This window comes from Gymnodinialimonas sp., assembly GCF_059726805.1.
In genome coordinates this window covers 976,169-999,868 of sequence record NZ_AP041059.1, presented here as the reverse complement: position 1 = coordinate 999,868, position 23,700 = coordinate 976,169, and the positions used below count along the sequence as shown (strand labels likewise).

Genomic DNA, 23,700 nt, shown 5'->3' with positions numbered 1-23,700 from the left:
AAGGCAGACGGGGCATGGTGCGCGTCATTGGCTGACCTCCACGCCAGAGGTCAGGACGGCGTCAATGTAGGCCTGCGGGTTCAGCAATTGGTCCGCTGCGCGTTCGGCGAACAGCACGAAGGGCTCAGGGAAGAGGCCGATGACACAGGTCAGGATCGCAAGGGCTGCGATGGGCACCAAAAGCGCCGCGCGATCCTTGGCGGCCAGGCTGGACAGCTTCGGCTCTACCCCCGCCGGGTGCGGTTTCCAGAACGCGTTACCCCAGATTTTCGTCATCGAATAGATCGTCAGGAGGCCCACGATCAGGGCAATGGCCGAGATCCAATAGTTGCCGTTTTCCAGCGCTGCCTTGACCAGAATGAACTTCGCCCAAAACCCGGACAAAGGCGGGAAACCTGCAAGGGAAAACGCCGGGATCAGGAAAAGGATCGCCAGCAAAGGCGCGGTTTTGTATAGTCCGCCGATCTGGGCCAGGTCCGTGCTGCCCGCGATGCGGCGCGCGACGCCAGCGACAAGGAACAGGTTCGCCTTCACGATGATGTGGTGGACCAGATAGAAGACCGCGCCCACGATCGCCAGCGGCGTGAACAGCGCGAGGCCCAGGATCATGTAACCGATCTGGGACACGATGTGGAACGACAGGATACGGCGGAAATCGTTCATCGCCGCCGCGCCCAAAACGCCCGTGACCATGGTGAAGCCCGCGACCCACAGAAGGATCGTGTGGGTGTAGGGCACGTCCGTTGTGAAGACGAGCGTGAACATCCGCATCAGCGCGTACACGCCGACCTTGGTCAGTAGGCCTGCGAAGATCGCCGACACCGAGACAGAGGGCGTGTGGTAGGATGCGGGCAGCCAGAAGAACAGCGGGAAGACCGCCGCCTTGACACCAAAGGCCACCATGAACATCACCGCGACCACGACCAGAAGGCCGGGGTTTTCCACGTTTTGCACCGCCGCGTGCAGGTCGGCCATGTTGAGGGTGCCGGTCATGCCATAGAGCAGGCCGATACCGGCGAGGAACAGGACCGTCGAGACGAGGTTGAGGGTCACATATTTGATGCCGCCATCCAGCTGTTGCCGATTGCCGCCCATGACCAGAAGGCCGAAGGACGAGATCAGCATGACCTCGAACCAGACGTAGAGGTTGAACAGGTCGCCCGTCAGGAACGCGCCACAGACGCCTGCCAGAAGCACCTGGTAGAGGGCGTGATAACCCAGCGCCTCTTTGCGTTCGTGAATGTCGGCCAGGGCATAGATGGCAACCGCAAGGCCGGTGATGCCGGTGATGACGACCATCACCGCGCTCAGCAGGTCGGCGACCAGCGTGATGCCGAAGGGCGCGGGCCAATTGCCCATCTGGGCCGCGACAACGCCCTGATCCCAGACATCGATCATCAGGATGATCGACGCGATCAGAAGCGCGGCAGAGCCCAACACGCTCAGCCAGCGGCCCTCGGGCCCGTGGCGGAACAGGAACGCCAGCACGGCGGTGGCGAAGGGGATGATAATGGGGGCCGCGAGGATCCAGCTCATTGCTCTGCCTCCCCGGGGGTGGCGGGCCGGGCAATGAAGCTTTTGGAGGGCTCTTGCGGCGTGTCCTCAACCGGTTCGGCCAGGCGCATCTCATCGGAGTTCAGCGTGCCAAGGTTCTGGTAGGCCCGGTAGACCAGCGTCAGGGCGAAGGCGAAAAGGCCAAAGCCGATCACGATGGCGGTCAGCACCAGCGCCTGGGGCAGCGCGTTGGCGGCGTCCGCCACAGGGAAATCACTGCCCTCGGGCACCAGCGGCGGGCTTTCCGAGGTCAGGCGGCCGGCCACGAAGATCGTCAGGTTGGCGGCGTTGGACAGAAGGATCAGCCCGAAGAGGAACCGCAACACGTTGCGGGCCAGCATCAGGTGAACGGCGGCGGCGACAAGAACGCCGACCATGATCGCGACAAGCAGTTCCATCAGACTTCATCCTCCAACGCGAGGACAAGGGTCAGGATGGATCCGAACACCACGAGGTACACGCCGATGTCAAAGAACAGCACGCTGGAGATCGGCAGGCCCTTGTCATCGGGGTCATTGGGGTCCGCGCCTGCAAACCACCATTGGCCCTCGAAGAAGGCGTCGCCGAAGAAGGCGGCGTAGACGCCGGAGGCCAGGGCGATGCCAAGGCCGATCATGGCGATGTTCTGCGGCTCGTACTTGAGCGCATCGCGGGTGGCTTGGGAGCCTTGGGCGATGGCGTAAAGCACGAACCCGGTCGAGCCGATGAGCCCGCCGATAAAGCCGCCGCCGGGCAGGTTATGCCCGCGCAGCAGCATGTAGACCGAGAACAGCAGCAGCAGCGACGTCAGAAGCCGCGTCGCGGCGTTGAGGATGATGGAGTTCATCATGTCGCGTCCTCCCCGCCCGTGGCTTTCGGGGTGCTGGCCGCGTCCTCTTTGATCGTGCCGTAGCGCGTGCCGCGCAGCAGCGCATAGGCCGCAAGGGCGGCCACGACGACCACGGCAATCTCGCCGAAGGTATCAAGGGCACGGAAGTCCACGAGGATGACGTTGACGACGTTGCGCCCGTAAGCCTCGGGCCAGGAGGTGGCGTTGAAGTACTCCGTCAGGCGCAGGTCCAGGTCAGACTGGAGCACCCCCACCAGCACCAGCGTCGTCAGAACGCCCACGGTGATCGAAAGTGCGGCATGGACCGCGCGATTGGGCTCTTTCTTGAGGCCCAGGTGCGGCAGCTTCAGCATTGCCACGGCCACCAGCACGACCACGAGCGTTTCCACCAGCAGCTGCGTGATGGCCACATCCGGGGCAGAGAAGATGATGAAAATCAACGCGACGCCGATGCCCACCACCCCAAGCGCCGCAATCGCCGTCATCCGCGACTGGGTCAGCGCGGTCAGCAGCGCACCTGCGGTAATGAACAACAGAACCGTCCAGTGCTTGAACTGAAGCTCGTCAAATTCCGCCGCGAAATCGACGCGGAAGTTGAGCGCGTCTTGCAGGTAAAGCGTGGCGCCGATGGCGACCGCGAAGGTGGCGAAGGTGATGAAGACATAGCGCTGCAGGATACCGCCCTGCAGGTACTTGGTCTGCCAGGCCGCAAGGGCCTTCAAGCCGTCCATGAACCGGTCATAGCCGGGGTCGAACTTGATCGGATTGGCCTTGAATATCGCTGCGAGAAGGTCGCGAAGGCGGCCGTGGAGGAGGTAGAAGACGAAGCCCACACCGAAGGTGATCAGTGACAGGATGAACGCCTCGTTCACCTCGCGGAAAAGGTACAGATCGACCGAGACGGCGCTGCCATAGACCGCTTGGGTGGCGGGGCTGACCAACCAGATCTCGGGCACGTCCGAGAAGATGCCGAAGTACAGCGACAGCGCGCCGAGGATCACGGGGCCCAGCCACATGGCCATCGGCCCTTCGGTCGTGTCCTTGAAACGCTCGGGCAAACGGCCCAGGAACGGGCGCGCGACAGAGATGCCAGCGGCGACGAACATCAGAACGGAGGCGGCGAAGATGGTGCCGGTGATCCACAGCATCGCCGTGTCCATGCCCAGGCCCGCCTTGTAGAGGAACTCTTTGCCGATAAAGCCCACGAAGGGCGGGATCCCGGCCATGGAGATCGCGGCCAGTGCCCCTGCAAAGAAGGTGATTGGCATCTTCCGGGCCAAACCGCGCAGGTCCGCAACCTCGCGCGTGCCGGTCTGGTTATCGACGATGCCGATCATCAGGAAGAGCGCGGCCTTGTAGAGGGAATGGACGACCAGGAACAGCATCGCGGCCTTGATCGCATCGCTGGAGCCTGCCCCGATGAACAGCGTCAGCGCCCCCAGCGCCATCAGCGTCGTGTAGGCCAGCACCTGTTTGATGTCGGTCTGGCGGACCGCAAGGATGCTGGCGAAGACCGTGGTGAACCCGCCCGCGATGACCAGCGCCCAGAACCAGGGCTCGGTCCCGCCCAGCGTCGGGTTCATCCGCGCCATCAGGTAGACGCCGCCCTTCACCATGGTGGCCGAGTGCAGGTAGGCCGACACCGGCGTCGGCGCGGCCATGGCGTTGGGCAGCCAGAAGTGGAACGGAAACTGCGCCGATTTGGTGAAGGCGCCCGCGAGGAACAGGATCAGGATCGGGACGTAATGCTCATGATTGCGGATTTCGTCGCCCATGCCCCGGATCTCGGCCAGGGAATATGTGCCCGCTGCCGCGCCCAGAAGGATCATCCCCGCCAAAAGCGCCAGCCCGCCCGCGCCCGTCACGAACAACGCTTGCAGGGCCGAGCGGCGGGATTTGGCACTATCGGAGTTGAAGCCGATCAGCAGGTAGGACGAGATCGTCGTCACTTCCCAGAACACGAACAGCGCGATCAGGTTGTCGGCCAACACAAGGCCCAACATGCCGACCATGAAGCTCAGCAAATAAAGGACAAAGCGCGGATATTCCGGGTGATTGCCCAGGTATTTGCTGGAGTAGAGCGTGACCAAGGCGCCGATGCCGGTGATGAGCAACGCAAACGTCAGCGACAAGCCGTCGATCAGCATTTCCAACCGGATGCCCATGGAGGGGACCCAATCGATGCCGATCAGCGGCGTTTGACCTGCGGCCACGGAACCTAGAAATTGAGCGAACCATGCGAACAGGGCGACCGGGACCAGGATTGCAATCCATCCAGCCGGGCCTCCTGCGACCCGTGACACCTCTGCCCCGCCAACTGCCACTGTTTTGTCCCTCATCCACCCCCGCAACGGGGGGCTCTTTGTGTCGTCTGTCCAAGACGACGCGTGCAATGGTTTGGCCGGTCTGCCCACAAATTGGCTCAAAGCCCGGCCGCGTCCACCGCCAAATGCACTTTTCTGCATGAGCGGCGGTTTTTGGTCAGATAGGACGGGCCTATCGATAGGTCAATCCTTTGGTATTTTTATTTTTGATAGTCTGCGCCCTGCGACATGGCGTGCATGGCCATGGGGGCGATCGCACCTATTTCTGCCGGGAAGGATCGCTCGGACAGCCCGTGAGCAGCTGACGGCAGGAGCCGCCCACGGACTATCCGAAGATGTGGTCCTGCGTCGTTTGTGAGCACTGGAAGGGACAACCACCAGCACCGCAGGGCCACGTCCGATCGTTGGCGCGTGCCGGCCTCGGATCAGATTTTTATCTTGGTGATGTTGAGTTAGCCGAGTTTCGACATAGTTCCAACCCAACCGAACATGAAATACCCATTGGAAAAAGCTATACAGCCGTGCACAACACTTCTCTCCCCTTCACCTTGCGGCAGCTGCGCTACCTCGCGGCCCTGGAAGACACCCGCCATTTCCGCGAGGCCGCAGAAGCCTGCGGGATCTCGCAACCTTCGCTCTCCGTGCAGATCAAATCCCTGGAAGACGTTCTGGGGCTGACCCTGGTTGAGCGTGGACGCGGCCCGGTGCGGCTGACGCAGGCCGGGCGCGAAGTGACGCGCCGCGCGCGCGAAATCCTGGATGCCGGGCAAGGCATTCTCGACCTATCGGCCACATTGCAATCGGGCCTGGGCGGCACGCTGCGGATGGGCACCTCCACCACTCTGGGGCCCTACCTGATGCCCCATGTGGTGGGGGATCTGCACCGCTCTCACCCCGATCTGCGCCTTTATATCCGCGAGAATGCGCCGCGAAACCTGGTGCGAGAGCTGAACGACGGCACCCACGACCTGATCCTGACGCAACTGCCGGTGCAAGGCGCGCGGCTGACTTCGGTGCGTCTGTTCCGAGAGCCTTTGGGGCTGGCGATGCCCGTCGATCATGCGCTGACCGAGAAGGACAACATCGAAGGGCCCGAGTTGGAGGATCAGTCGATCCTGTCGCTGTCGCCCGCCTACGCGCTGCACGACCAGATCAGCGCGCTTTGCGTCGAGACCGGCGCGCAGATGTCGCGCGATTACGAGGGGACATCGCTCGATGCGCTGCGCCAGATGGTGGCCCTGGACATGGGGCTGACGTTCCTGCCGGCGCTTTACGTCCGATCCGAGATCGAGGGGCGCGCCGATGACGTGGTGGTGCGTCCGTTCCGGGGGCGGCGCTTCTCGCGCTCCATCGGGTTGGTGTGGCGGTCCTCGTCTGGGGCCGCGCCCGCGTTCGAGCGGTTGGCAGGGGCGATCCGCGACACGGCGCGGCGCTTCCCGGAGTTGGTTCTGGAGGGATAGCGGCGGATTGCGGACGCCCTGCGGGCCTTCGCCGGGACGGAGGCCAAGTCGCCGTGCCCATTGACGTTCTGCGGTCGCGCGGGAAAAACTATCGTCATGGAAGATACCTATGACCTCTCCGACCTTGAAATGTTGGCCCGCGACTGCCTCACACGCGCTGGCGTGGGGGACACCACCGCCCAGACTGTCGCCCGCGACGTTGCCCTGTCGGAAGCAGCCGGAGACCCGGAAAGCGGTTTCGAGGCATTATTGCGCGACATTCGGCTGATCCGTTACGGGCGTCTTTATCCCGACGCCCACGTCACGGTGACGGCCCCCGCGCCCGCCGTTGTCGCTGTGGACGCGGGCCATGGTTTCGCCGCGGCGGCCATGTCCCAGGCCCTGCCCGCCGTGATCGAGGCGGCCCAGGCGCAAGGCATGGCGATGGTGCATATGACCCGCGCCAGTGACCCCGGCGCCATGGCAGGCGCAATGGTCGAGGTGGCCGCGTCCGGTCTTGCGGCGGTCTGCGTGCGGACCCACGGGAAGGCTTTCGCCATCCGCCCGATGGAACGGCAGGTCATCGCGTTGGACACGGGCGCGCAGACGATGCTGTCGGCCCTGATGGCCGTGGCCCCGCCTGCAACGGACTCGCCCATGGGCGGGGCAGTGCGGGAATCGAGTTGGCTGACGGTCCTTGACCCCAAGGCCACGGCCGCCGAAGAACTGATGGCGCATCTGCCCGACATGAGCGCCGCGCCCGAGGCCCGGGGCATTGCCCTTGCGCCGGAATTGCTGGCGCAGATCGTGAACGCCTGAGCCATGTCCACCGCACTTTTGAAGGGATTGACACTGCGCGGTCTCGAAGTGTTCGAGACCTTGGCGCGCACGGGTTCTGTCGCTGCGACGGCAGTTGAACTCGGCATGAGCGCGCCTGCGGTGTCGCAGCAAATGAAGAACCTGTCGGCGGCCTTGGGGGTGGACCTCGTGGACGCTTCGCGCCGCCCCATGGTCGTGACGCCTGCGGGGCGGCTGTTTCTGGTCCAGGCCAAAGAGGCGCTGCGCGCCCTGCGCGCCGGGCAACGGGACCTGAAGGCCCTGGACCTGAGCGATCTGGCGTCCCTGTCGCTGGGGGTGATCGAGGATTTCGAGAATGAGGTGACGCCGCTTCTGACCACGCGCCTGGCAGAGGCGATGAGCCAATGCGCCTTCGTACTGCAGACCGGCGCCAGCCATATCCTGCAGGCCCGCATCGCCGCGCGAGAGCTAGACATGGTGATCTGCGCTGCAGGTGATGCCGAGCCGAGGGACACGGTCGCCCTGCCGCTCCTGGAGGATCCCTATATCCTCGCCGTGCCCAAGGGCACGGATGTGGCGCGGGGCCTCGCGGCCCTTGCCGATCTGCCGTTCCTGCGCCGGGATCTCGATCAGGTCATGGGTCAGCAGATCGAGGCTTATCTGGAGCGCGCGGGCACGCCCCCGCCGCGTCGGTTCGAGATGGATTCGAACCAGTCGATCTCGGCCCTTGTGGCGGCGGGCACCGGCTGGACCGTCACGACCGCCCTGTCCCTGGCCCGCGCCGGGCGCTTCGCGGGCGGGATCGAGGCCCATCCCCTGCCCGGCGGCGTGATGTCCCGACAGATCGTGCTTTATGCGACGTCGGATTGGTCAGGCGGCATCCCGGAGCAAATCGCAGAACTGGCCCGAGAGTTGATCGGCGTGCATTTCGCGGACCCGGGGCTGGAACGGATGCCCTGGCTCGGAAACCGCTTCCGGGTGCTCTGAGGGATTTCGCCCCAGCTTGCGCTGGGTCGACCGCGCGGGGGGATTTCATCCCCCCGGACCCCCCTGAGAGTTTTTCTGGCAAGATGAAGGAGCCCCCACTCGGCGCAGCTGCGAGGAGCGAAGCGAGGAGGGGCTGCCCGGGGGAAAGGGCGTCAGCCCTTGACCGCGCCGGCCGTGAGGCCGCTGACAATCTGGCGCTGGAACACCATGACCAGCAGGAAGAGCGGCGCGATGATGGATACGGCGGCGGCCACGGCGACGACCTGGTCGGTTGTCGTGGTCTCGCGGTTGAAGAAGCCCGCGATGGCGGGAACCATCGTCTGGTTCGTGCCGTCCAGCAGCAGCGCGGTGATCAGGTAGTCGTTGTAGGCCAAAAGGAACGAGAACAGGCCCGTGGTGATCACGCCCGGCCACATGACCGGCATGATCACCCAGCGGAACGCCTGGAAGTGGGTGCAGCCATCGACGCGGGCGGCCTCGTCCAGTTCATTGGGGATATTCTGGAAGAAGCTGCGCAGCATCCAGATGGTGAAGGGCTGGTTGATCGACACCAGCACGGCGATCACCGCGAGGGGCTGGCCGTAGAGCGTGGGGGCGTTCTCGCCCAGGATCGGGCTCAGGATTTCGGCGGAGTTCACGAAGACCGGCAGGTAGCCCGCCAGAAGGACCGAGTGCGGCAGCGCGCGGAAGACCAGCGCCATGATCAGCAGCCAGAAGGCGATGTTGGAGCCGGAGCGCGCGAGGCCGTAGCCTGCGAGCGTGCCGACGGTGAGCGAGATGGTCACCGTGCCGCCGGTCACAATCAGCGAGTTGATGAAGTTGTTGTAGAACCCACGCTCTACCCAGATCGTCTGGTAGTGCTCGGTCGTGAGGCCGATGATCGGCGTGCCGAGGGGGCCGAGGATCGGGTTCAGCACGCCCAGGATCAGGGGCAGGATCAGGAAGAAGGCGAAGATGAAGGCCACGGCGTAGGCCATCACGCCGATGATCCACCCGGCCCAGACCTGGCCCTTGGGGCTCCACGCCTGGACGCGGCCCGGCAGCCAGGAGAAGGCCAGTTTGATCGTGAAGAACAGCACCACGATGCCGAAGATCAGGTCCAGAAAGGATAGGCCGTTGCCCCGGTCCCGGGTCACCGGGCCGAGGATCACGTCGAAGGGGTTGGCCGCGAAGGCGTCCACCGGCGACTTGAAGCTCATCAAGGTGATCCAGACGATGGGAAAGGCCGCCAGAATGCACCAGAAGGCGAGGAAAGCAGCCGAGCCGAGTTTCAGGCCCAAGGGTTGGCGCATGGCGCGGGGTGTGTCGCTCATGATTGGCTCCTGATCGAGGTGCTCACCTGGGTGGTTTGGGGGGTGCTCAAGCTTGAGCAGGCACCTAAGCTATTGACAAACAAAATTTTAGTGCGAGCTCCCTTTGTGATCACGCCAGGTGCGGCGCAAGAGTGGGATCAGCAGGATCACGATCCCCACCATCGTCAGCATTGACGATGCGGAGGCGCGGCTGAAGGCCCGGTTGCCGGCGTCATCGGGGCGCAGGAACTCGAACGTCAGATACTGGAGCGAGGTGACATGGGCCTCGGCGCGGAAGCCGACGATCTCGTCGAACACGCGGTAAGCATCCATCAGGTGGATCAGCGCGATGAACACGATGAGCGGCATCAGATGCGGCACGATCACGTATTTCAGGCGGTCCCAGCGCGAGGCGCCGTCGATGATCGCGCTCTCCAGCGTGTCCTGGTTCACCGTTTGCAGGCCCGCGTAGAAGATCACGAAGGCGAAGGGCGCGACGTGCCAGACGCGGTAGAACAGCATCAGAAGCTCGATCGTCCAGCCCTGGGCGAACATGGCGATGTCGCGTTCCAGCCAAGCCTCGATCCCGCGGGTCAGGATGCCGTCGCCGACAAAGAGCCAGTAGATCGAGAGTGAGCCGATGACCGGCGTGATGATGAAGGGCAGAAGCGAGATGAAGATGATCGGGCCACGGATCGATTTGGCCGCGTTATTGACCGCCAGCGCGATGGCCAGGCCGACGCCGATCACCAGGGGCAGCGTCACGAGGGTGAACATCAGGGTGAAGCGCAGGGCCGACCAGAAATCGATCTGCATCAGCGCGCTGTAATCCAACGCCTTGATCGCCTCCCAGGCGCGGGCGGGTTCCAGCACGCGCTCGTAGGACAGGAAGCCGACCCACTCGGTCGTGGTGACGATTTCGCCGGTCTCATCGTCGATGACGGGAATGGTTTGCAGATCCGTGGTGCAGGTCTGCGCCAGGAAACCGGCCGAGCACGTCTCGACCTCGACCTGTTGCACCACCGGCTGGGTGACCTGGAACGAGCCGAGGAACACGGATGTCAGGGGGGCTGCGATGAACAGCAGCATAAGGAACAGGGATGGTCCGACGAACCAGATGAATGTCTTGAACTTCATGGTTGGGGTCCCCTGTCTGGTGGTGCCGGGGCCTGTGCGATGGCGGCCCCGGCAGGATTTTTTGGCGGTTGGGTCACTCTGCCAGGGCAGAGGTTCCGCGCCGAGGGTGGCGGAGACCCCCCGAGGGGGGAGCCGCGCCGTCGGTGCTGATTACTCCAGCAGGCCCGCTTCCTGTGCGGCGACCGTATAGGCTGCCTCGACTGCGGCCAGCGCTTCTTCTGCGGTCACGTCGCCGGTGAAGAAGGCAGGCAGCTCGGAGCCCAGAGCCGTGTGCATCAGACCCATCTGCGTGGTGGAGGGGTATGCGGGCGGTGCCGGGTTGGCCGTGGCCGACGCGATGGCGCCTGCGGCCATGTCGTTGGGCTCATACCCTTCGATCAGCCAGATCGCCGCGTCGGGCGAGCCTGCGACGGTCTCAGAATCGAGGCCTTCCATCGCCAGACGGAAGGCGTTGTCGGCCTCTTCATCGGAGATGTTGGCCGCGATCACGATGCCGTCCCACCACAGCGTGGTGGCCGGTGCGCCGCCTTCCATGGCCAGTGGTGCCGCGGCAGAGGCCACGAGGCCCACGACCTGGCTTTCAGCTTCGTCGTCCATGGCACCGCCACGGGACGCCCAGAGGTTGGCCATCGCGATGGAGCCCTGCTGGAACTGCTGCTGCACGTAGGTGGAGTCAGAGACCAGGAATTCAGGGTCCATGTACTCGGTCAGGCGCATCATCATGTCGAGCGCGGCCAGGCCCGCCTCACCATTCACGGCGGGCGTGTTGTCGTCGTTGACGAAATCGCCACCGAAGCCGCCGAACATGTTGACGAATTCCTGCGCGATGTTCCAACCGGCTTTCATCGTGCCACCCAGCGGGTAGTCGACGACGCCTGCTTCCTGGATCGTCTCGGCGGCGGCGAGCACTTCTTCCCAGGTGGTGGGCGTCTCGATGCCGAGGTCAGACAGGATGTCTTCGCGGTACATCAGGTGCTGGACGTTGACCATCATGGCCACGGCCATGGTCTGGCCGTCGATCTGGATCAGCTGGTTGGGTGTCAGGTGGTCGCCGTGGGCCGTGATCAGGTCATCGAGCGGACGGATGGTTTCCTGGTTCAGGAGCGGTGTGATGGTGCCGTTGGACACGCCACCGACCTGGTAGAGCGAGGGGGATGCCGCGAAGCCTTCGGGCTGCTTGGTGCGGAATTCCTGGTCCAGTTCGGGCGAGAAGTTACCGCAGGCGGCCATGCCGTCTGCGACAGCCATCCAGGCCTCGAACGCGGCGGACAGCATCGTCACCTCGGTGGTGTTTTCCCAATCGCAGGTGGCGTGGCCATCAGCATAGGCCGCCGTTGCCGCCACCGAGACTGCGCCCGCGAGGGCAAGTCGTTTAACAAACATCGGATCTCTCCCGTTGGTTTTCGTTCGTTTTTGTCAGACCGGTGCAGGATCATCCCGCGTGGGCCCGTTGTTTTTAAGTCGTCCAGATGCGGCGCGTTGGCCGCTCTGACCTCTACCATGCGAATTTTGCATAGGTTTGCAATATTACGCTAGTGTCCCCTCTGGCGATCTGGCAAGTCTTTTTCCGATCACGATACGGACGAGGGCAGTGATGGGCGATACTCGGGCGAATATCCAAGCATTTTTGGCCAGTTTATTCAGCGCAGAGGCTGAGGATTTACAGGGGCTTGCGGCAAAGGGCTTTGCGGCAGACGCACGGATCGAGGTCTCGGCCCCGGTGGGCACGCTTGTGGGGCCCGAGCAGATCGTGGCGGGGTTGATCGCGCCCCTGCGGGCCGCTTTGGCGCCTGCGCGGCGGCGCGACCTGATGGTTTTCGGCGGGCAGAATCGCCGCGCCTATGGCGGCGAGTGGGTGACATCGATCACCCATATCACCGGGCTGTTCACCGCGCCCTTGTGGGGCGTGCCGCCCACGGACAAGCTGGTCTACCTGCGCATCGGAGAGTTCTGGCGGGTTGAAAACGGCCAGATCGCCGAGGCGCGGTTGATCGTGGACCTGTTGGATCTGATCCATCAGACCGGCGTCTGGCCCCTGGCCGAGGCCCCTTACGGCGCCCCCCTCGTGTTTCCCGCCCCGCAGACCCAGGACGGCCTGTGCCCGCCAAACCGCGAGGATGGCGCGGCCTCGCTTGATGTGGTGGAGGCGATGTTATCCGCGCTACATGTGTACGACCCCGAAAGCTTCGGGTCCGACGGCCAGGTCGGCGCGGGCGGCACCTGGGCGCCGGATTTCGCCTGGCACGGGCCCGGCGGCATCGGTTCGACCGTGGCGTGGCGGGGCTTTGTGGATCATCACAGGTCCCAGTTCCTGCGCGCCTTCCCGGACCGCAAGGGCGGCAATCACTATGCGCGGGTGGGCGACGGAAACTATGCCGCCGTGTCGGGCTGGCCCTCGATGACGATGACGCACCACGATACCTACCTGGGCGTGCCCGCCACGGGCCGCGCGCTGACCTTGCGGGTGATGGACTTCTACCGGATCGAGGCGGGATTGATCGCCGAGAACTGGGTGCTGCTGGATTACATCGATCTGCTGGATCAAATGGGGGTGGATGTGATCGGGGCAGCGGCGCGCGCACAGCGGGTGTAAAGAAATTCACAGTTTGGCGTCACAGTCGTAAATCTGCCTGACTTGATTGGCTGCGTCACTAAGAAACGTTTCGCAAATTGTCCGTTCCCTGCCATGTTGGCGCCGACAGAGATCACGCCACGGCGGGCCACCCCGCCGCCTGCGTCATCTGTTGGGGGAGGGCCAAATTGTTTAACGACTGCCGGGACATCATGACGCTTGCACCCAAGTGCTGGTCCCCACAGCCCCCCCAATCCGTCCGACCCGAACCGGCCCCCAAACGCGCCGTTCGACCCACGTTCTAGGAGAGACAAACGTGCCAAATGACCAGATGCCGCCGCTGCTGCCCGACGCCCATATCGACACCGCAACATATGACGACATGTACGCCGCCTCGATCAACGATCCGGATGCGTTCTGGGGCGAGCATGGCAAGCGGATCGACTGGATCAAGCCTTACACGACCGTAAAGAACACCTCCTTCGCCCATGACGACGTCCATGTGAAATGGTTCGAGGATGGCACGCTGAACGTCAGCGCCAATTGCATCGACCGCCACCTGGCGACGCGCGGCGACCAGACCGCAATCCTGTTTGAGCCCGATGAGCCAACCGACCCCGCACAGCACATCACCTACAACCAGCTGCACCAGGAAGTCAGTAAATTCGCCAATGTCCTCAAGGGCCTGGGCGTAGCGCGCGGCGACCGGGTGGTGCTTTACATGCCGATGATCCCCGAGGCCGCCTATGCGATGCTGGCCTGCACGCGGATCGGCGCGGTGCATTCTATCGTCTTTGCGGGCTTCTCGCCCGATGCGCTGTCGGCGCGGATCAACGGGTCCGAGGCGAAGCTGGTCGTCACCTCTGACGGTGCGCCCCGCGGGGGCCGCGTCACCGAGCTGAAGGACAACGTCAACAAGGCACTTTTGCACAACCAGATCGGCACGCAATGCCTTGTGGTCAAGCGCACTGGCGGACAGGTGGCCTGGGTCGACGACCGCGATCACTGGTATCACGAGCTGGCCGAGGGCGTCTCCGCCGATTGCCCGCCGGAAGAGATGAACGCAGAGGACCCCCTGTTCATCCTTTATACCTCGGGCTCGACCGGCATGCCCAAGGGCGTGGTGCACACCACCGGCGGCTACCTCGTCTATGCCTCGATGACCCACGAGTATACCTTCGACTACAAGGAAGGTGATGTCTTCTGGTGTACCGCTGACGTCGGCTGGGTGACGGGCCACAGCTACATCGTCTATGGCCCGCTGGCCAACGGCGGCACCACGCTGATGTTTGAGGGCGTGCCCACCTACCCCGATGCGGGCCGCTTCTGGGAGGTCTGCGAAAAGCACAAGGTGAACCAGTTCTATACGGCTCCGACGGCCATCCGTGCGCTGATGGGCAAGGGCACGTCGTTTGTTGAGAAATACGACCTGTCTTCGCTGAAACTGCTCGGCACCGTGGGCGAGAACATCAACCCCGAGGCCTGGAACTGGTACAATGAGAACGTCGGCAAGGGCAAATGCCCCATCGTCGATACCTGGTGGCAAACGGAAACCGGCGGCCACATGATGACGCCCCTGCCCGGCGCCCATGCTTTGAAGCCCGGATCGGCCCAGAAGCCGTTCTTCGGGGTGAAGCCGCTGGTGTTGGAGCCGACCTCCGGCGAAGTGATCGAGGGCGACGATGTGGAGGGCGTGTTGGTCATCGCCGACAGCTGGCCGGGCCAGATGCGCACCGTTTGGGGCGACCACGAGCGGTTCGTGAAGACCTACTTCAGCGACTACAAGGGCTACTACTTTAGCGGCGACGGCTGTAAGCGCGACGCCGATGGCGAGTATTGGATCACCGGCCGCGTCGATGACGTGATCAACGTGTCCGGCCACCGCATGGGCACGCCCGAGATCGAAAGCGCGCTTGTCGCCCATGAGACCGTGTCCGAGGCCGCCGTTGTGGGCTTCCCCCACCCGGTCAAGGGCCAGGGCATCTATTGCTACGTGACGCTGATGAATGACGAGGAACCCTCGGACGAGCTGCGCGCGACGTTGCAGGCCTGGGTCCGCCAGGAGATTGGCCCGATTGCCAAGCCCGATGTCATTCAATGGGCGCCGGGTCTTCCCAAGACGCGATCGGGCAAGATCATGCGCCGGATCCTGCGCAAGATCGCCGAGAACGACTATGGCGCCTTGGGCGATACCTCGACCCTGGCCGATCCCTCGGTGGTCGATGACCTGATCGCCAATCGCGCCGACGTGTAACACCTGTCTGACCTTTGGCCGTCCCCGCCTTTCGTACAAGGGCGGGGACGGGTTGCGAAAAATGCTGCACTGCGGCATAAGTCAGGGACCATATCCCGGAGCCCGCCTATGGCACGCCAACCTCTCTACCAGATCGTCGAAGCCGACATGATCTCACGCATCACCAAAGGTGAGTGGGAAGTGGGGCGCCGTTTGCCCAACGAGTTCGGCCTGGCCGATGAGTTCAAGGTCAGCCAGGGCACCATGCGCCGGGCACTGATCAGCCTGGAGGGGATGGGCTACCTGAACCGCAAACCGGGACGCGGCACGATCGTGGCAACGCAGACCCCGACGGTGACGCAGACGAGCGCTCCGTCCCCTGTGCTGCTCGACGGCGCCGGCGCGCCCATGGCGCTCGACCCGTTCCGGGGCCGCACGGACACCCGCAGGGCCACCCCGTCGGAAGCCGACGCCATGGGGGCAGAGCGCGTCGCCAGTTTGGAGCGCACCCTGAAACACAAGGGCAGCCGCGCGGCGCTTGAAGCTGTCGCCGTGCCGGTCGCCCTGATCGACAAGCTGGACGAGGACGCGCCTGTCGTCTTGACAGACCTACTGGAGCACCACGGCATCACGCCCGCCCGCGTGGCCGCCGAAGCGCGCGCCGAGATCACCGATATGTCGCAATCGGTGGCCCTGTCGGTGGAGCGCCACACCGCCCTTCTGGTCGTGCGAAGTGCCGCCTATGGTGCCGACGGCCAGGTCATCGCCCGCCAAATCCTGCGTGTGGCCGTGCCGGACGCCCGCCTCGTGCACCAATAGAGATATCGCCGGGACGCGGCGCTCTTTTTCGTGTTGACGCAACGCGCCGGCTGTCTTACCCACCGCCTCGGTATGGCGGAGTAGCTCAGTTGGTTAGAGCAGCGGAATCATAATCCGCGTGTCGGGGGTTCAAGTCCCTCCTCCGCTACCAAAATGCCCTAAAATCAGATGCTTATAAGCATGTCGTCGCTACGAGAGAAGCCGAGGGGATTTGGTCTAACATTGGTCGAACATTTGCACCCACCAGAACCGAGGAATCGGGCCGCCATAAATCACTCTCCTGCACGCAAACTTGGCCTCGCTTTGCCGACTTGGGCCGATGGGACTTCGGAAACACGACGAATAGCCTGACCAAGGTCAGCTTCGCTCCACGAGATCGATGAGGCGCAGATACCTATGATCAGATACTATCTCCGGCTGGACCTCCGCTATGATGGATAAAATATCTGGAAGCTCGTATGGCGGGCGAGTGAGCACCGTTGGTGTTACAGTATGCACCAAGTCTAGAGTTGTCTCTGGGAACCTTTTTGTCAGTGGCTCTTGGTCTTCGAGAGCACGTGTGAACCGGTAAAATGGATGCCGGTCGGTCTCGACGGGAACAAGAAACCTTTTCACTTCCGCGTAGACCATTGGCAGGCTGTCGCCAGTATCATCCAACATACTGATCCAGGACCCAACGGAAGAAGATGTTCGGAATGCACGTTCTCTGGGCCAAACATCTCGTATGAACGGGGTGACCAGATCGGCCCAGCCATTATCGTTTTTCTGACCAACCATTCCGAGCCAAAAGATAACTCTGTTGCGGGTCTCGTCGGACATTGAACGCAGAGTGTTTCTCATCTCTTTTTTGGTGAGACCGTCTGGCTTGTCTTGCCTAAAGATGCACATCCAACAGAGCCAATTCGCGGCGACCTTGGATAGATCACGATCCCACGCCTGCTGTTCCACCCAAGGAAAGACCGTAAGCAGCAGCGGCTTCAATTGCTCGGCCAATGCAGACGAGGGATTCCGTCCGGCATGAAGAAAACCGTTCCAAGATGGTTCTGAAGCTGGGTGCTCGAAAACCAGCATTGGTAGAAGTCGCTTTTCCGTCCAATGGGGGTCCATTTGCATCAACCGGTTAAGCTGCCGCATCACTATGCAGGTAGTATGGTCAGACCCTTCGCCAGGGGCAGCGAAAAGCCGCTCAAGACGGGTCTTGATGTTGTCCGGAACCAGCGATCCTGCTTCTTGCTGCTCGCTAAGGGCAACGTCCAATAGTGCTGCGGCCATCATTCCTACCGGCCCAACGATAGCGTGACCAACGGTCCGTCTAGATTTTTTAACAGCCTTGCCACCTCGGAGAACTTCGCCAAGATCGCTTTCAGCCACATCGTTTCCCCAAGCAAAAAACCCATTGGCAATATGATCAAAGACAAACCATCCAAGCCAGTCATCGAACTCAAGAAGTTCGCCCAGACCCTTCTCCAGCCAACTGCCCAGAGAATGCCTGAGTTCAGCAACGACCCTGTGAGGCAGCCTGCTGACCCGGTGCAAGAAAACCCGCCTAAGCCGAGGATCGATGTCCCTTGGCATGTGATCGATCAGAGCCGCCCAAAAGGCTTGCGGGTATTCATTCCGCTTTGCGGCAACGGTAAGGGCAGACAGTGCCTTGCGCGGGTTGGTTTTCACCAATCCAGTGAAAGGCCGCTTCTCGGTAAAGCTATCGAAGTCGCGCTGAAGGTCAGCAGTTGCCCGGGTAACAATTTCATTGATAGGCAGGTTCATTATCACATCAGGGGTTTCGTCAGTGCCAACCCAGCCTACGTGGGAACCGCGTTCGGTGACGGTAGAGGTCGCCCAACCGTCGCTCCAGTTCTCGATGCCTGAGACAACCCGCGCAAGTTTCTCGCTGAGGTCATATGTTAACGAACAGCCTTGAAGCTCAAGGTAACGTCCGTAACGACCGACGAGTTCGCTCTTGAACCTGGGGTAATCTTCGGCTGACCAGTGCTCTTCTTGATCTGGGCCTTCCAGAATTTTCGTCCCAATCAACGTTTGCTGTGCTTGCGAAAACGATGCCCAGCGATCCACCAAAAGGAACAGCAGTTCGCGTGATACATCCGTGTCCCAGAAAACCTCATCGTCGAGTGAAAGGACAGTCTCTGCAACGTCATCGGCACTGAATAGAGCAGGCTTGGAAAGTGCGAAAAGCCTCAGCTTTCTGAAGAAGAACTTATCGGCAAACGGCCAAGTGCCAGCATGGCCTCTTGCTAGTGCGGGATGCAACACTTGGAGTCGATTGAAGAGTTCAATGAAGAACGCCATCGCCTCAGCAGCATCGGAATAGCGGTCGTTGCCGTCTACCTCTCGACCAGGATAGCAAGTTGGGGTGATGAAATAGGTAGCTCCGATGTCCGAAAGCATACCGGACGCAGCCAACAATTGATCTGCCAAAATGTCGATCACGCGAGGCAGTGCATCGTCAGGCACCGCTAGTTCTTCATTGTGCCTTTCAAGGAACTGAACTTCGAACCGACCCATATCTTCCAGCCTTAGGTCGGGCCAATCTTTGCTCGGCGGTCTGACGCCACCAAGACTGTAAGGCCGCTTGATGGCGATCCGTGGAGAACATACGCGGCGGAAGTCCCGCAGAACGCTGGTGGTCCAACCTTCATTGGAAATTCTCTTTTGCAGGTCAAACCAGTCACCGTCCCACTGTCGGTTCCTTGGGTCTTTGTGATGTTCAACAATCAGGTTCAGGGCAGTCCTGGCACTTTCGTGAAGGTCGTCCCGTTGTGCCATTTGCCATTCGATGTGGCTGAGCAATCGTGGGTGAAGACCGTGCTGTCTACACGCCCACCACGCCACTATGGGGTCATGAATGTTCTTCCCAACCCAAACAATGAGGTGCCAAAGCCTCGGAGGGACTCTTTCACTGCCTTCAGGCTGTCGACCGCCAAGCCGATGTTGGTCCGCAGGGTTCTCGTCATCATACCGCCAAACCATCAAGTGATCGTTTGTAATCCCGTTCCTGTAATCCTCGTCAGTAAGGTCATGTCGGTCATCATCTAGTCCATACATTTGCTTCGGGTCGAAGACCTCAGCATTATCGCCATAGCCTTTGGCCTCTTCAGCGGACCGTATCCCAGCATCCAAGACGCAAAGCCATTCCGGGTTAGACGGCGGTTCTGCTTCGGCGAATGCTTTAGCACCTGGAACGCTCCGCAACACATGCGCAACTTGCCCCCGCTGATACGGCATCAAACTTTTCGGGTCTTGTTGCCCAAGCTGTATAACAGACGAACGCCAGGCTCTTGGGTCTGTTGATCGATCAGCCCACGCTTCGATTGTCTCCCAAAGATTTGAGTGATCTTCATATGCTATCGCGGTCACGCCACGATCACGCCACTTAGCCTCGATATCCTCAGGTCTGCCGCGATCAAAAGCGAATAGCTTCGAGGGATCATACTGACCGTCGTGGTTCAAACCTTGAAGAAGGTATTTGATTGGAGGGTCTTCGGCTTGGTAGCCGACTAGCACGACCGTATAGCGATCAAGGAGATTTCTTATGAAGTTGGTTGCCCATGCCTCAGACAGATAAGCCCGTCCAAATTCCGCACTGCTGAGCACATAAGAATGATGCTGTGCGGAAACCTCCGCAAGACGCCCGTGAAGATACGTGATGCCTTCTATCGAAGTCCCAAATGCTAGGTCCGGAAAAGCTGGAGGCACGTGTGTAATAGTATCTTCGCCAGTCTCGAACAGGAGATCAAAATTAGTGGTCACAACCTGAGGCAAGCCGTTGGGGCTTGAAGAGATGCGTTTGATCAAATCGTGGTGGTGACCGATATCGACAGCATCAGCCCCTGTAGTTAGCCTTTCCGTTACCAGTGAGTTTACCTCATCCCTGCCATACTCTTGGTGAAGCAAGTTGAAGATTTGGTCCAGCGGCATGTTTGAGGCCGTTGGATTATCAATCCAAGGCTGGAACGCCCTCATGATTTCAGAGTCGCTAGGTGGATCGAAGAAGTCGATTACATACCTCGTCAGTCCAATGAAGGTCGGCATTCCTGACGGCAACGAAACGCCCGCACCGCACAGGAATACGACCCGACCAGCATCGCACCTCTCTAAGAGGTTATCCGGGATCACTGGACCATTTTGGTGGAATCTCATGGGCTTAATCAGTCGGAATGGAAACGCAGTTGCGGGCTGAACACAGCAAACCTGTATTACTTCTTGAAGATCAGTTCGATCAGCCGCCTGTGCCGCGACGGATCAAAGGTTTCACGTGGGTTATCAAAGACGTGCTCGGTCTCCGACTGATAAACTTCGGCAATGGCGTCGGCGACTTTTTCAGCGGACGGGCGGACATCAAGTCGAGCGATAGTGTTTTCGATCTCGGTGATCACGAGCTTCAGTCGCTCCAGGTCTATGCGGTGCGGGAGCCTCACGATGGAACCCTCAAGCAAAGCACCAGCAGACACCTCGTAGATTGCCGCCAGTTGGCTGAGACGGTGCGTTGTAATCGACGACTTGCCTGCTTCCATCCGAGAGAACGAAGCAGCGGTAATCCCAAGCTCACCAGAGACGTGTTCCTGGGAGAACCCGCAGTCCTCCCGCACCTTTCGAAGTAACTGATGTAGTCGCAATTGTTAGCCCCGAGCATCGTATTGCTCGGACTATTACACGGGACGTAAGGGCGTAACAGCCTATTCCAAATTGCTTTCTTGCGAATCATTACGCAGAACGTAATAAATGCGCGTTATGCAACTCAATGATTTTCTGATACATAACGGGGTATCGATGGGTGAGTTTGCCCGTCGCACCGGAACGACCACTGCGACGATCAGCAGGGTCGTAGACAGGTCCGTTATGCCCCGCAGGTCCCTGATGAAGCGAATATACGAAGCAACGGACCGGCAGGTCACCCCAAATGACTTAATTGGTATCTACTGCGTCGAACCCTGCAACCACCTAGTGACACGAAGGAATTGCTCGAAGTGTTCCCCAAGCAAATAGTCTTCCTCGCCCAGTCCAATGCTGTGCTGATCGCATTATTTGTAATGGCAATGGTTTGGGTCGGAGTTGCACACGGGCAATCCAATCCTGATGCTATCAGTTCCGTGCAATTCGATGCCGCACGGAACATCCAGATCGATGCCAGAAGCGGCTGTGGTGTGCCCGACAGGTCGTCCGCGGTTCGGCGACAAGGTGTCTATACGATTACCCTGCAACACGGCGACGTAGGCGTTTGCCCAGGAGATGATACGGCTCGCCACAATGCTCCGTATTGGGAGCGTGCTTTGATTTACTCACGGCAACTGCCAAAGGAAGGCCGTTCATATCGTATCAGTGGTGAATTCCGGTTTGATCCCGAAGCGGCATCAGCAGGCCGCACCACCTTTTTCCAAGTTCATCAGCACCAAACACCAAATTGTTCGTGCTACCCATTCATCATGATCAACGTGGACCCCGATGGGGCCATAGCAATCGAGTCACCGTCGTTGCGAAGCAGATACATTCACTATCTTGTGCCCGGGTGGACGAGAGACAGATTTGCCCAAGGGTGGACAGAGATCGCCGTCGATGTGACCACGGTTTCGGGCCAGCAGACCATGACTGTCTACTTCGGAGGTGAGTAGGTCTATCGCGGCCCAACGGTTATTCGTGAACAGGGCAGTTTCCAACCTCAATTCGGCCTCTATCGCCCAGGAAGCTCCTCAGGCAACCCGACAGACCGGTTATTCATCCGAAATCTGAGGGTCGCTGAAATTCAGATTTCATCCCCTTGAGATCGCTGTCCACCGGGTTTTGCTGGCTATCTAACATGGCAAGACCAGCATGAATTGCGTGAAGTAGAGGTGTGTAGCATCGCGCCTCGCACCGGACGTGCCAGACATAGTTCTACCGTTCACAGCCCAAGCTGCGGCATCTGCGGTAGGCATCTTGGGGCGTTTCGGCCTCTTTCCGGCATCCGAGATCGGACTTTTCGCATTGCGAGCAGCGCAAATGGAGCCAACAGCGATTACGCTAGGTCAGAGGACTAGTTTGAACCCAACTATTCTCGGACGACCTTAGCATAGTCATAAAAACAAGGGCTTTCCGCTGATGGGTCGTCGCACCATTTCTTAACTAGGGCCAGGAAAACCCGGAAGCGATCACCGAGGGTAGCACAACCTTTAAGCCAGGTTTGACCCTTACGGAGCATCACGAACGCACCAGAGCACCACAGGTGAATGAACTTCTCACCAAAGGATAGGTTCTTCCAGTTCTTCTTGATGTCGTGCAAGCGTTCCATGTGCTCCAGTTCAAGGATACGTCCCGGATCGATTTCTATTCCCGTAACCGCCAATGACTTCCCAAAGGAGAAGGAACGGTTCTTCTTGGTCAACTGGCTACCAAGCATAGCAAAACCGATGATCGCATCCTTCTTCTGATTGGGCTTATCAAACTTGACCTCGGTCTTATTCATGGCGGCGTATTCGAGATAACCTTGGACACCGTGTGTAATCTGCCCCTGCTTATTGACTCTTTCCGGCTGCACCTTTGAAACGCAGATACGACGGCAGCCGGGGAAGGCGTCAGAAAGAACCTGACGAACCTCTTGTTTGGTCAGGTATGGATCAGCGATCACACCATGCCAATGAAGCAGAGCAAAGACCTCATCGGGTCGGTTGATCGGGTCGAGACATTCAGGAAGCTCTGATGGTGGAAAGATGGTTGCAAGATAGGCCGCACTTTCCATTGCGATTTGAAAAGCTCCTGATACCTGTGCGCCTTCGCTCAGATTCTTGAAGGCGTCACGCATCAGGCAACGACATTTGTCAGTGGCGGCCTTTGCGTCACCGGTTAGAGGCACGATCATATTATTGATGGTTGCTGGGTGACGCATAATGTCGGGAAAGCCGTTCTGCTTCCTCTCCATCCGTGCTCCGGCTTTGCTGGCGTATGATCTACCCTTAACGGCACCACATTCGTTGAAGCCCTCAGGGGATTTGAAATCCCTACGACGTGGTTTGTCTCCACTGCGTTTGGTCTTTCTGCGGGGCGTTGCGTATTGCCTTTGGTCTTTTTCGCGTTCCACCATTTTTGCTTGGTGATGCAATACCGATGCGATTGCAGCATTGCCGGTTGCTTCGAATTCACGTTCCAGAATTTTTCGCTTTAAGCATTGGTCGTTTGCCAACCCAGTTCTGCCTACTTTGCGTGTATCGATGTTGTCCCGGAGTCTACGTGTCGTAAGTCTCGCCATGTTGTGATCCTTTCATGATCTTTTTTGCTCAACCAAACGAACATAGTGAGATCGATGCCGAAGTGAGAAATCAGCCACCGATATCCGCGTAAAACGGAGACCATGTCCATCTGGGTATTGGTATTTAGTCAGACCAAAGTTCGACCGTTGAACTTCAGTCTGACCCTTGCCGGTATCGGGTAGAACCATCGGCAAAAACTCTTCGATTGGCCTAAATACGATCAGGAGGAACGCTCATGTTGAAACGCTATTCCGTTCGGAACCTCGATCAGGACGCCATCCAAATGCTGGCAGACATCAGAGCCTATGAACGCCGTGAACTGGGGGCCATCCTGGAGGACTGCATCCGGTCTTATTGGCACGAGACCTTTGATGAAGAAGATACCGAGGTATCACTGGCGATGCAGGAAGCAGCGTGAAGTCGCTATATCTTCGAATTCCCTCAGGCCCGGCACTGATAAATGCAACTGAGGGATACA

Annotated in this window: 18 protein-coding genes and 1 tRNA gene; 9 read left to right on the top strand and 10 right to left on the bottom strand. The window is 60.3% G+C overall.

Annotated features, from left to right (window positions below; translation table 11 throughout):
• Window positions 1-24: 24 nt before the first annotated feature.
• From AC6I9R_RS04950 to AC6I9R_RS04935, 4 genes are read right to left on the bottom strand one after another with little or no spacing between them, the layout of a single operon-like run.
• On the bottom strand, window positions 25-1,536 hold the full coding sequence (locus AC6I9R_RS04950; RefSeq protein ID WP_461427715.1) for a Na+/H+ antiporter subunit D: 1,512 nt from the start codon (window positions 1,534-1,536) through the stop codon (window positions 25-27).
• Entirely contained in the window at window positions 1,533-1,952 is a 420-nt protein-coding gene (locus AC6I9R_RS04945; protein WP_461427714.1) for a Na+/H+ antiporter subunit C, read from the bottom strand. Before AC6I9R_RS04945 ends, AC6I9R_RS04950 begins: the two co-directional genes overlap by 4 nt.
• Window positions 1,952-2,383, bottom strand: coding sequence for a Na+/H+ antiporter subunit B (locus AC6I9R_RS04940; RefSeq protein WP_461427713.1), 432 nt, complete (start codon window positions 2,381-2,383; stop codon window positions 1,952-1,954). The genes AC6I9R_RS04945 and AC6I9R_RS04940 overlap by 1 nt, the downstream gene beginning before the upstream one ends.
• Window positions 2,380-4,722 (bottom strand): putative monovalent cation/H+ antiporter subunit A, encoded by a 2,343-nt coding sequence (locus AC6I9R_RS04935; protein ID WP_461427712.1) that lies wholly within the window; start codon window positions 4,720-4,722, stop codon window positions 2,380-2,382. The genes AC6I9R_RS04940 and AC6I9R_RS04935 overlap by 4 nt, the downstream gene beginning before the upstream one ends.
• 506 nt (window positions 4,723-5,228) lie before the next feature.
• Here AC6I9R_RS04935 and AC6I9R_RS04930 point away from each other — a divergent pair.
• The 3 genes from AC6I9R_RS04930 (at window position 5,229) to AC6I9R_RS04920 (ending at window position 7,931) form a co-directional block, all read left to right on the top strand.
• A complete protein-coding gene (locus AC6I9R_RS04930; RefSeq protein ID WP_461427711.1) occupies window positions 5,229-6,167 on the top strand; it encodes a hydrogen peroxide-inducible genes activator in 939 nt (312 codons plus the stop codon).
• Window positions 6,168-6,263: 96 nt separating this feature from the next.
• A complete protein-coding gene (locus AC6I9R_RS04925; protein ID WP_461427710.1) occupies window positions 6,264-6,965 on the top strand; it encodes an Ldh family oxidoreductase in 702 nt (233 codons plus the stop codon).
• Between the two features lie 3 nt (window positions 6,966-6,968).
• Window positions 6,969-7,931, top strand: a complete 963-nt coding sequence (locus AC6I9R_RS04920; RefSeq protein ID WP_461427709.1) for a LysR family transcriptional regulator — start codon at window positions 6,969-6,971, stop codon at window positions 7,929-7,931.
• 152 nt (window positions 7,932-8,083) lie between these two features.
• Here the strand turns inward: AC6I9R_RS04920 and AC6I9R_RS04915 are convergent, their stop codons facing one another.
• The 3 genes from AC6I9R_RS04915 to AC6I9R_RS04905 all read right to left on the bottom strand — a co-directional run bounded on the left by AC6I9R_RS04915 (window position 8,084) and on the right by AC6I9R_RS04905 (window position 11,743).
• On the bottom strand, window positions 8,084-9,244 hold the full coding sequence (locus tag AC6I9R_RS04915; protein WP_461427708.1) for a carbohydrate ABC transporter permease: 1,161 nt from the start codon (window positions 9,242-9,244) through the stop codon (window positions 8,084-8,086).
• A gap of 87 nt (window positions 9,245-9,331) precedes the next feature.
• Window positions 9,332-10,360 (bottom strand): carbohydrate ABC transporter permease, encoded by a 1,029-nt coding sequence (locus AC6I9R_RS04910; protein ID WP_461427707.1) that lies wholly within the window; start codon window positions 10,358-10,360, stop codon window positions 9,332-9,334.
• A gap of 150 nt (window positions 10,361-10,510) precedes the next feature.
• Window positions 10,511-11,743: an ABC transporter substrate-binding protein gene (locus tag AC6I9R_RS04905; RefSeq protein WP_461427706.1), complete on the bottom strand. Its 1,233-nt coding sequence runs from the start codon at window positions 11,741-11,743 to the stop codon at window positions 10,511-10,513.
• A 244-nt stretch (window positions 11,744-11,987) separates the two neighbouring features.
• Between AC6I9R_RS04905 and AC6I9R_RS04900 the strand changes: the two genes are divergently transcribed.
• The 4 genes from AC6I9R_RS04900 (at window position 11,988) to AC6I9R_RS04885 (ending at window position 16,135) form a co-directional block, all read left to right on the top strand.
• Window positions 11,988-12,953 carry an ester cyclase gene (locus AC6I9R_RS04900; protein WP_461427705.1) on the top strand — a complete coding sequence of 322 codons (966 nt, stop codon included), beginning with the start codon at window positions 11,988-11,990 and terminating at the stop codon, window positions 12,951-12,953.
• Between the two features lie 310 nt (window positions 12,954-13,263).
• Window positions 13,264-15,186 carry an acetate--CoA ligase gene (gene acs, locus AC6I9R_RS04895; RefSeq protein ID WP_461427823.1) on the top strand — a complete coding sequence of 641 codons (1,923 nt, stop codon included), beginning with the start codon at window positions 13,264-13,266 and terminating at the stop codon, window positions 15,184-15,186.
• Window positions 15,187-15,294: 108 nt separating this feature from the next.
• The gene (locus AC6I9R_RS04890; RefSeq protein WP_461427704.1) at window positions 15,295-15,984 is read left to right on the top strand and encodes a GntR family transcriptional regulator; all 690 of its coding nucleotides are present in this window, start codon (window positions 15,295-15,297) and stop codon (window positions 15,982-15,984) included.
• Window positions 15,985-16,058: 74 nt separating this feature from the next.
• A tRNA-Met gene (locus AC6I9R_RS04885) sits at window positions 16,059-16,135 on the top strand.
• Window positions 16,136-16,341: 206 nt separating this feature from the next.
• Here AC6I9R_RS04885 and AC6I9R_RS04880 read toward each other — a convergent pair.
• Window positions 16,342-20,034 carry an SIR2 family protein gene (locus tag AC6I9R_RS04880; RefSeq protein ID WP_461427703.1) on the bottom strand — a complete coding sequence of 1,231 codons (3,693 nt, stop codon included), beginning with the start codon at window positions 20,032-20,034 and terminating at the stop codon, window positions 16,342-16,344.
• 164 nt (window positions 20,035-20,198) lie between these two features.
• The gene (locus AC6I9R_RS04875) at window positions 20,199-20,618 is read right to left on the bottom strand and encodes a helix-turn-helix domain-containing protein (RefSeq protein WP_461427702.1); all 420 of its coding nucleotides are present in this window, start codon (window positions 20,616-20,618) and stop codon (window positions 20,199-20,201) included.
• A gap of 342 nt (window positions 20,619-20,960) precedes the next feature.
• On the opposite strand from AC6I9R_RS04875, the gene AC6I9R_RS04870 reads away from it, so the two are divergent.
• Entirely contained in the window at window positions 20,961-21,611 is a 651-nt protein-coding gene (locus AC6I9R_RS04870; RefSeq protein ID WP_461427701.1) for a hypothetical protein, read from the top strand.
• 416 nt (window positions 21,612-22,027) lie between these two features.
• Here the strand turns inward: AC6I9R_RS04870 and AC6I9R_RS04865 are convergent, their stop codons facing one another.
• Window positions 22,028-23,155, bottom strand: a complete 1,128-nt coding sequence (locus AC6I9R_RS04865; protein WP_461427700.1) for a hypothetical protein — start codon at window positions 23,153-23,155, stop codon at window positions 22,028-22,030.
• A gap of 302 nt (window positions 23,156-23,457) precedes the next feature.
• Between AC6I9R_RS04865 and AC6I9R_RS04860 the strand changes: the two genes are divergently transcribed.
• Window positions 23,458-23,640 (top strand): hypothetical protein, encoded by a 183-nt coding sequence (locus AC6I9R_RS04860; protein WP_461427699.1) that lies wholly within the window; start codon window positions 23,458-23,460, stop codon window positions 23,638-23,640.
• The last annotated feature ends 60 nt before the right edge of the window (window positions 23,641-23,700 follow it).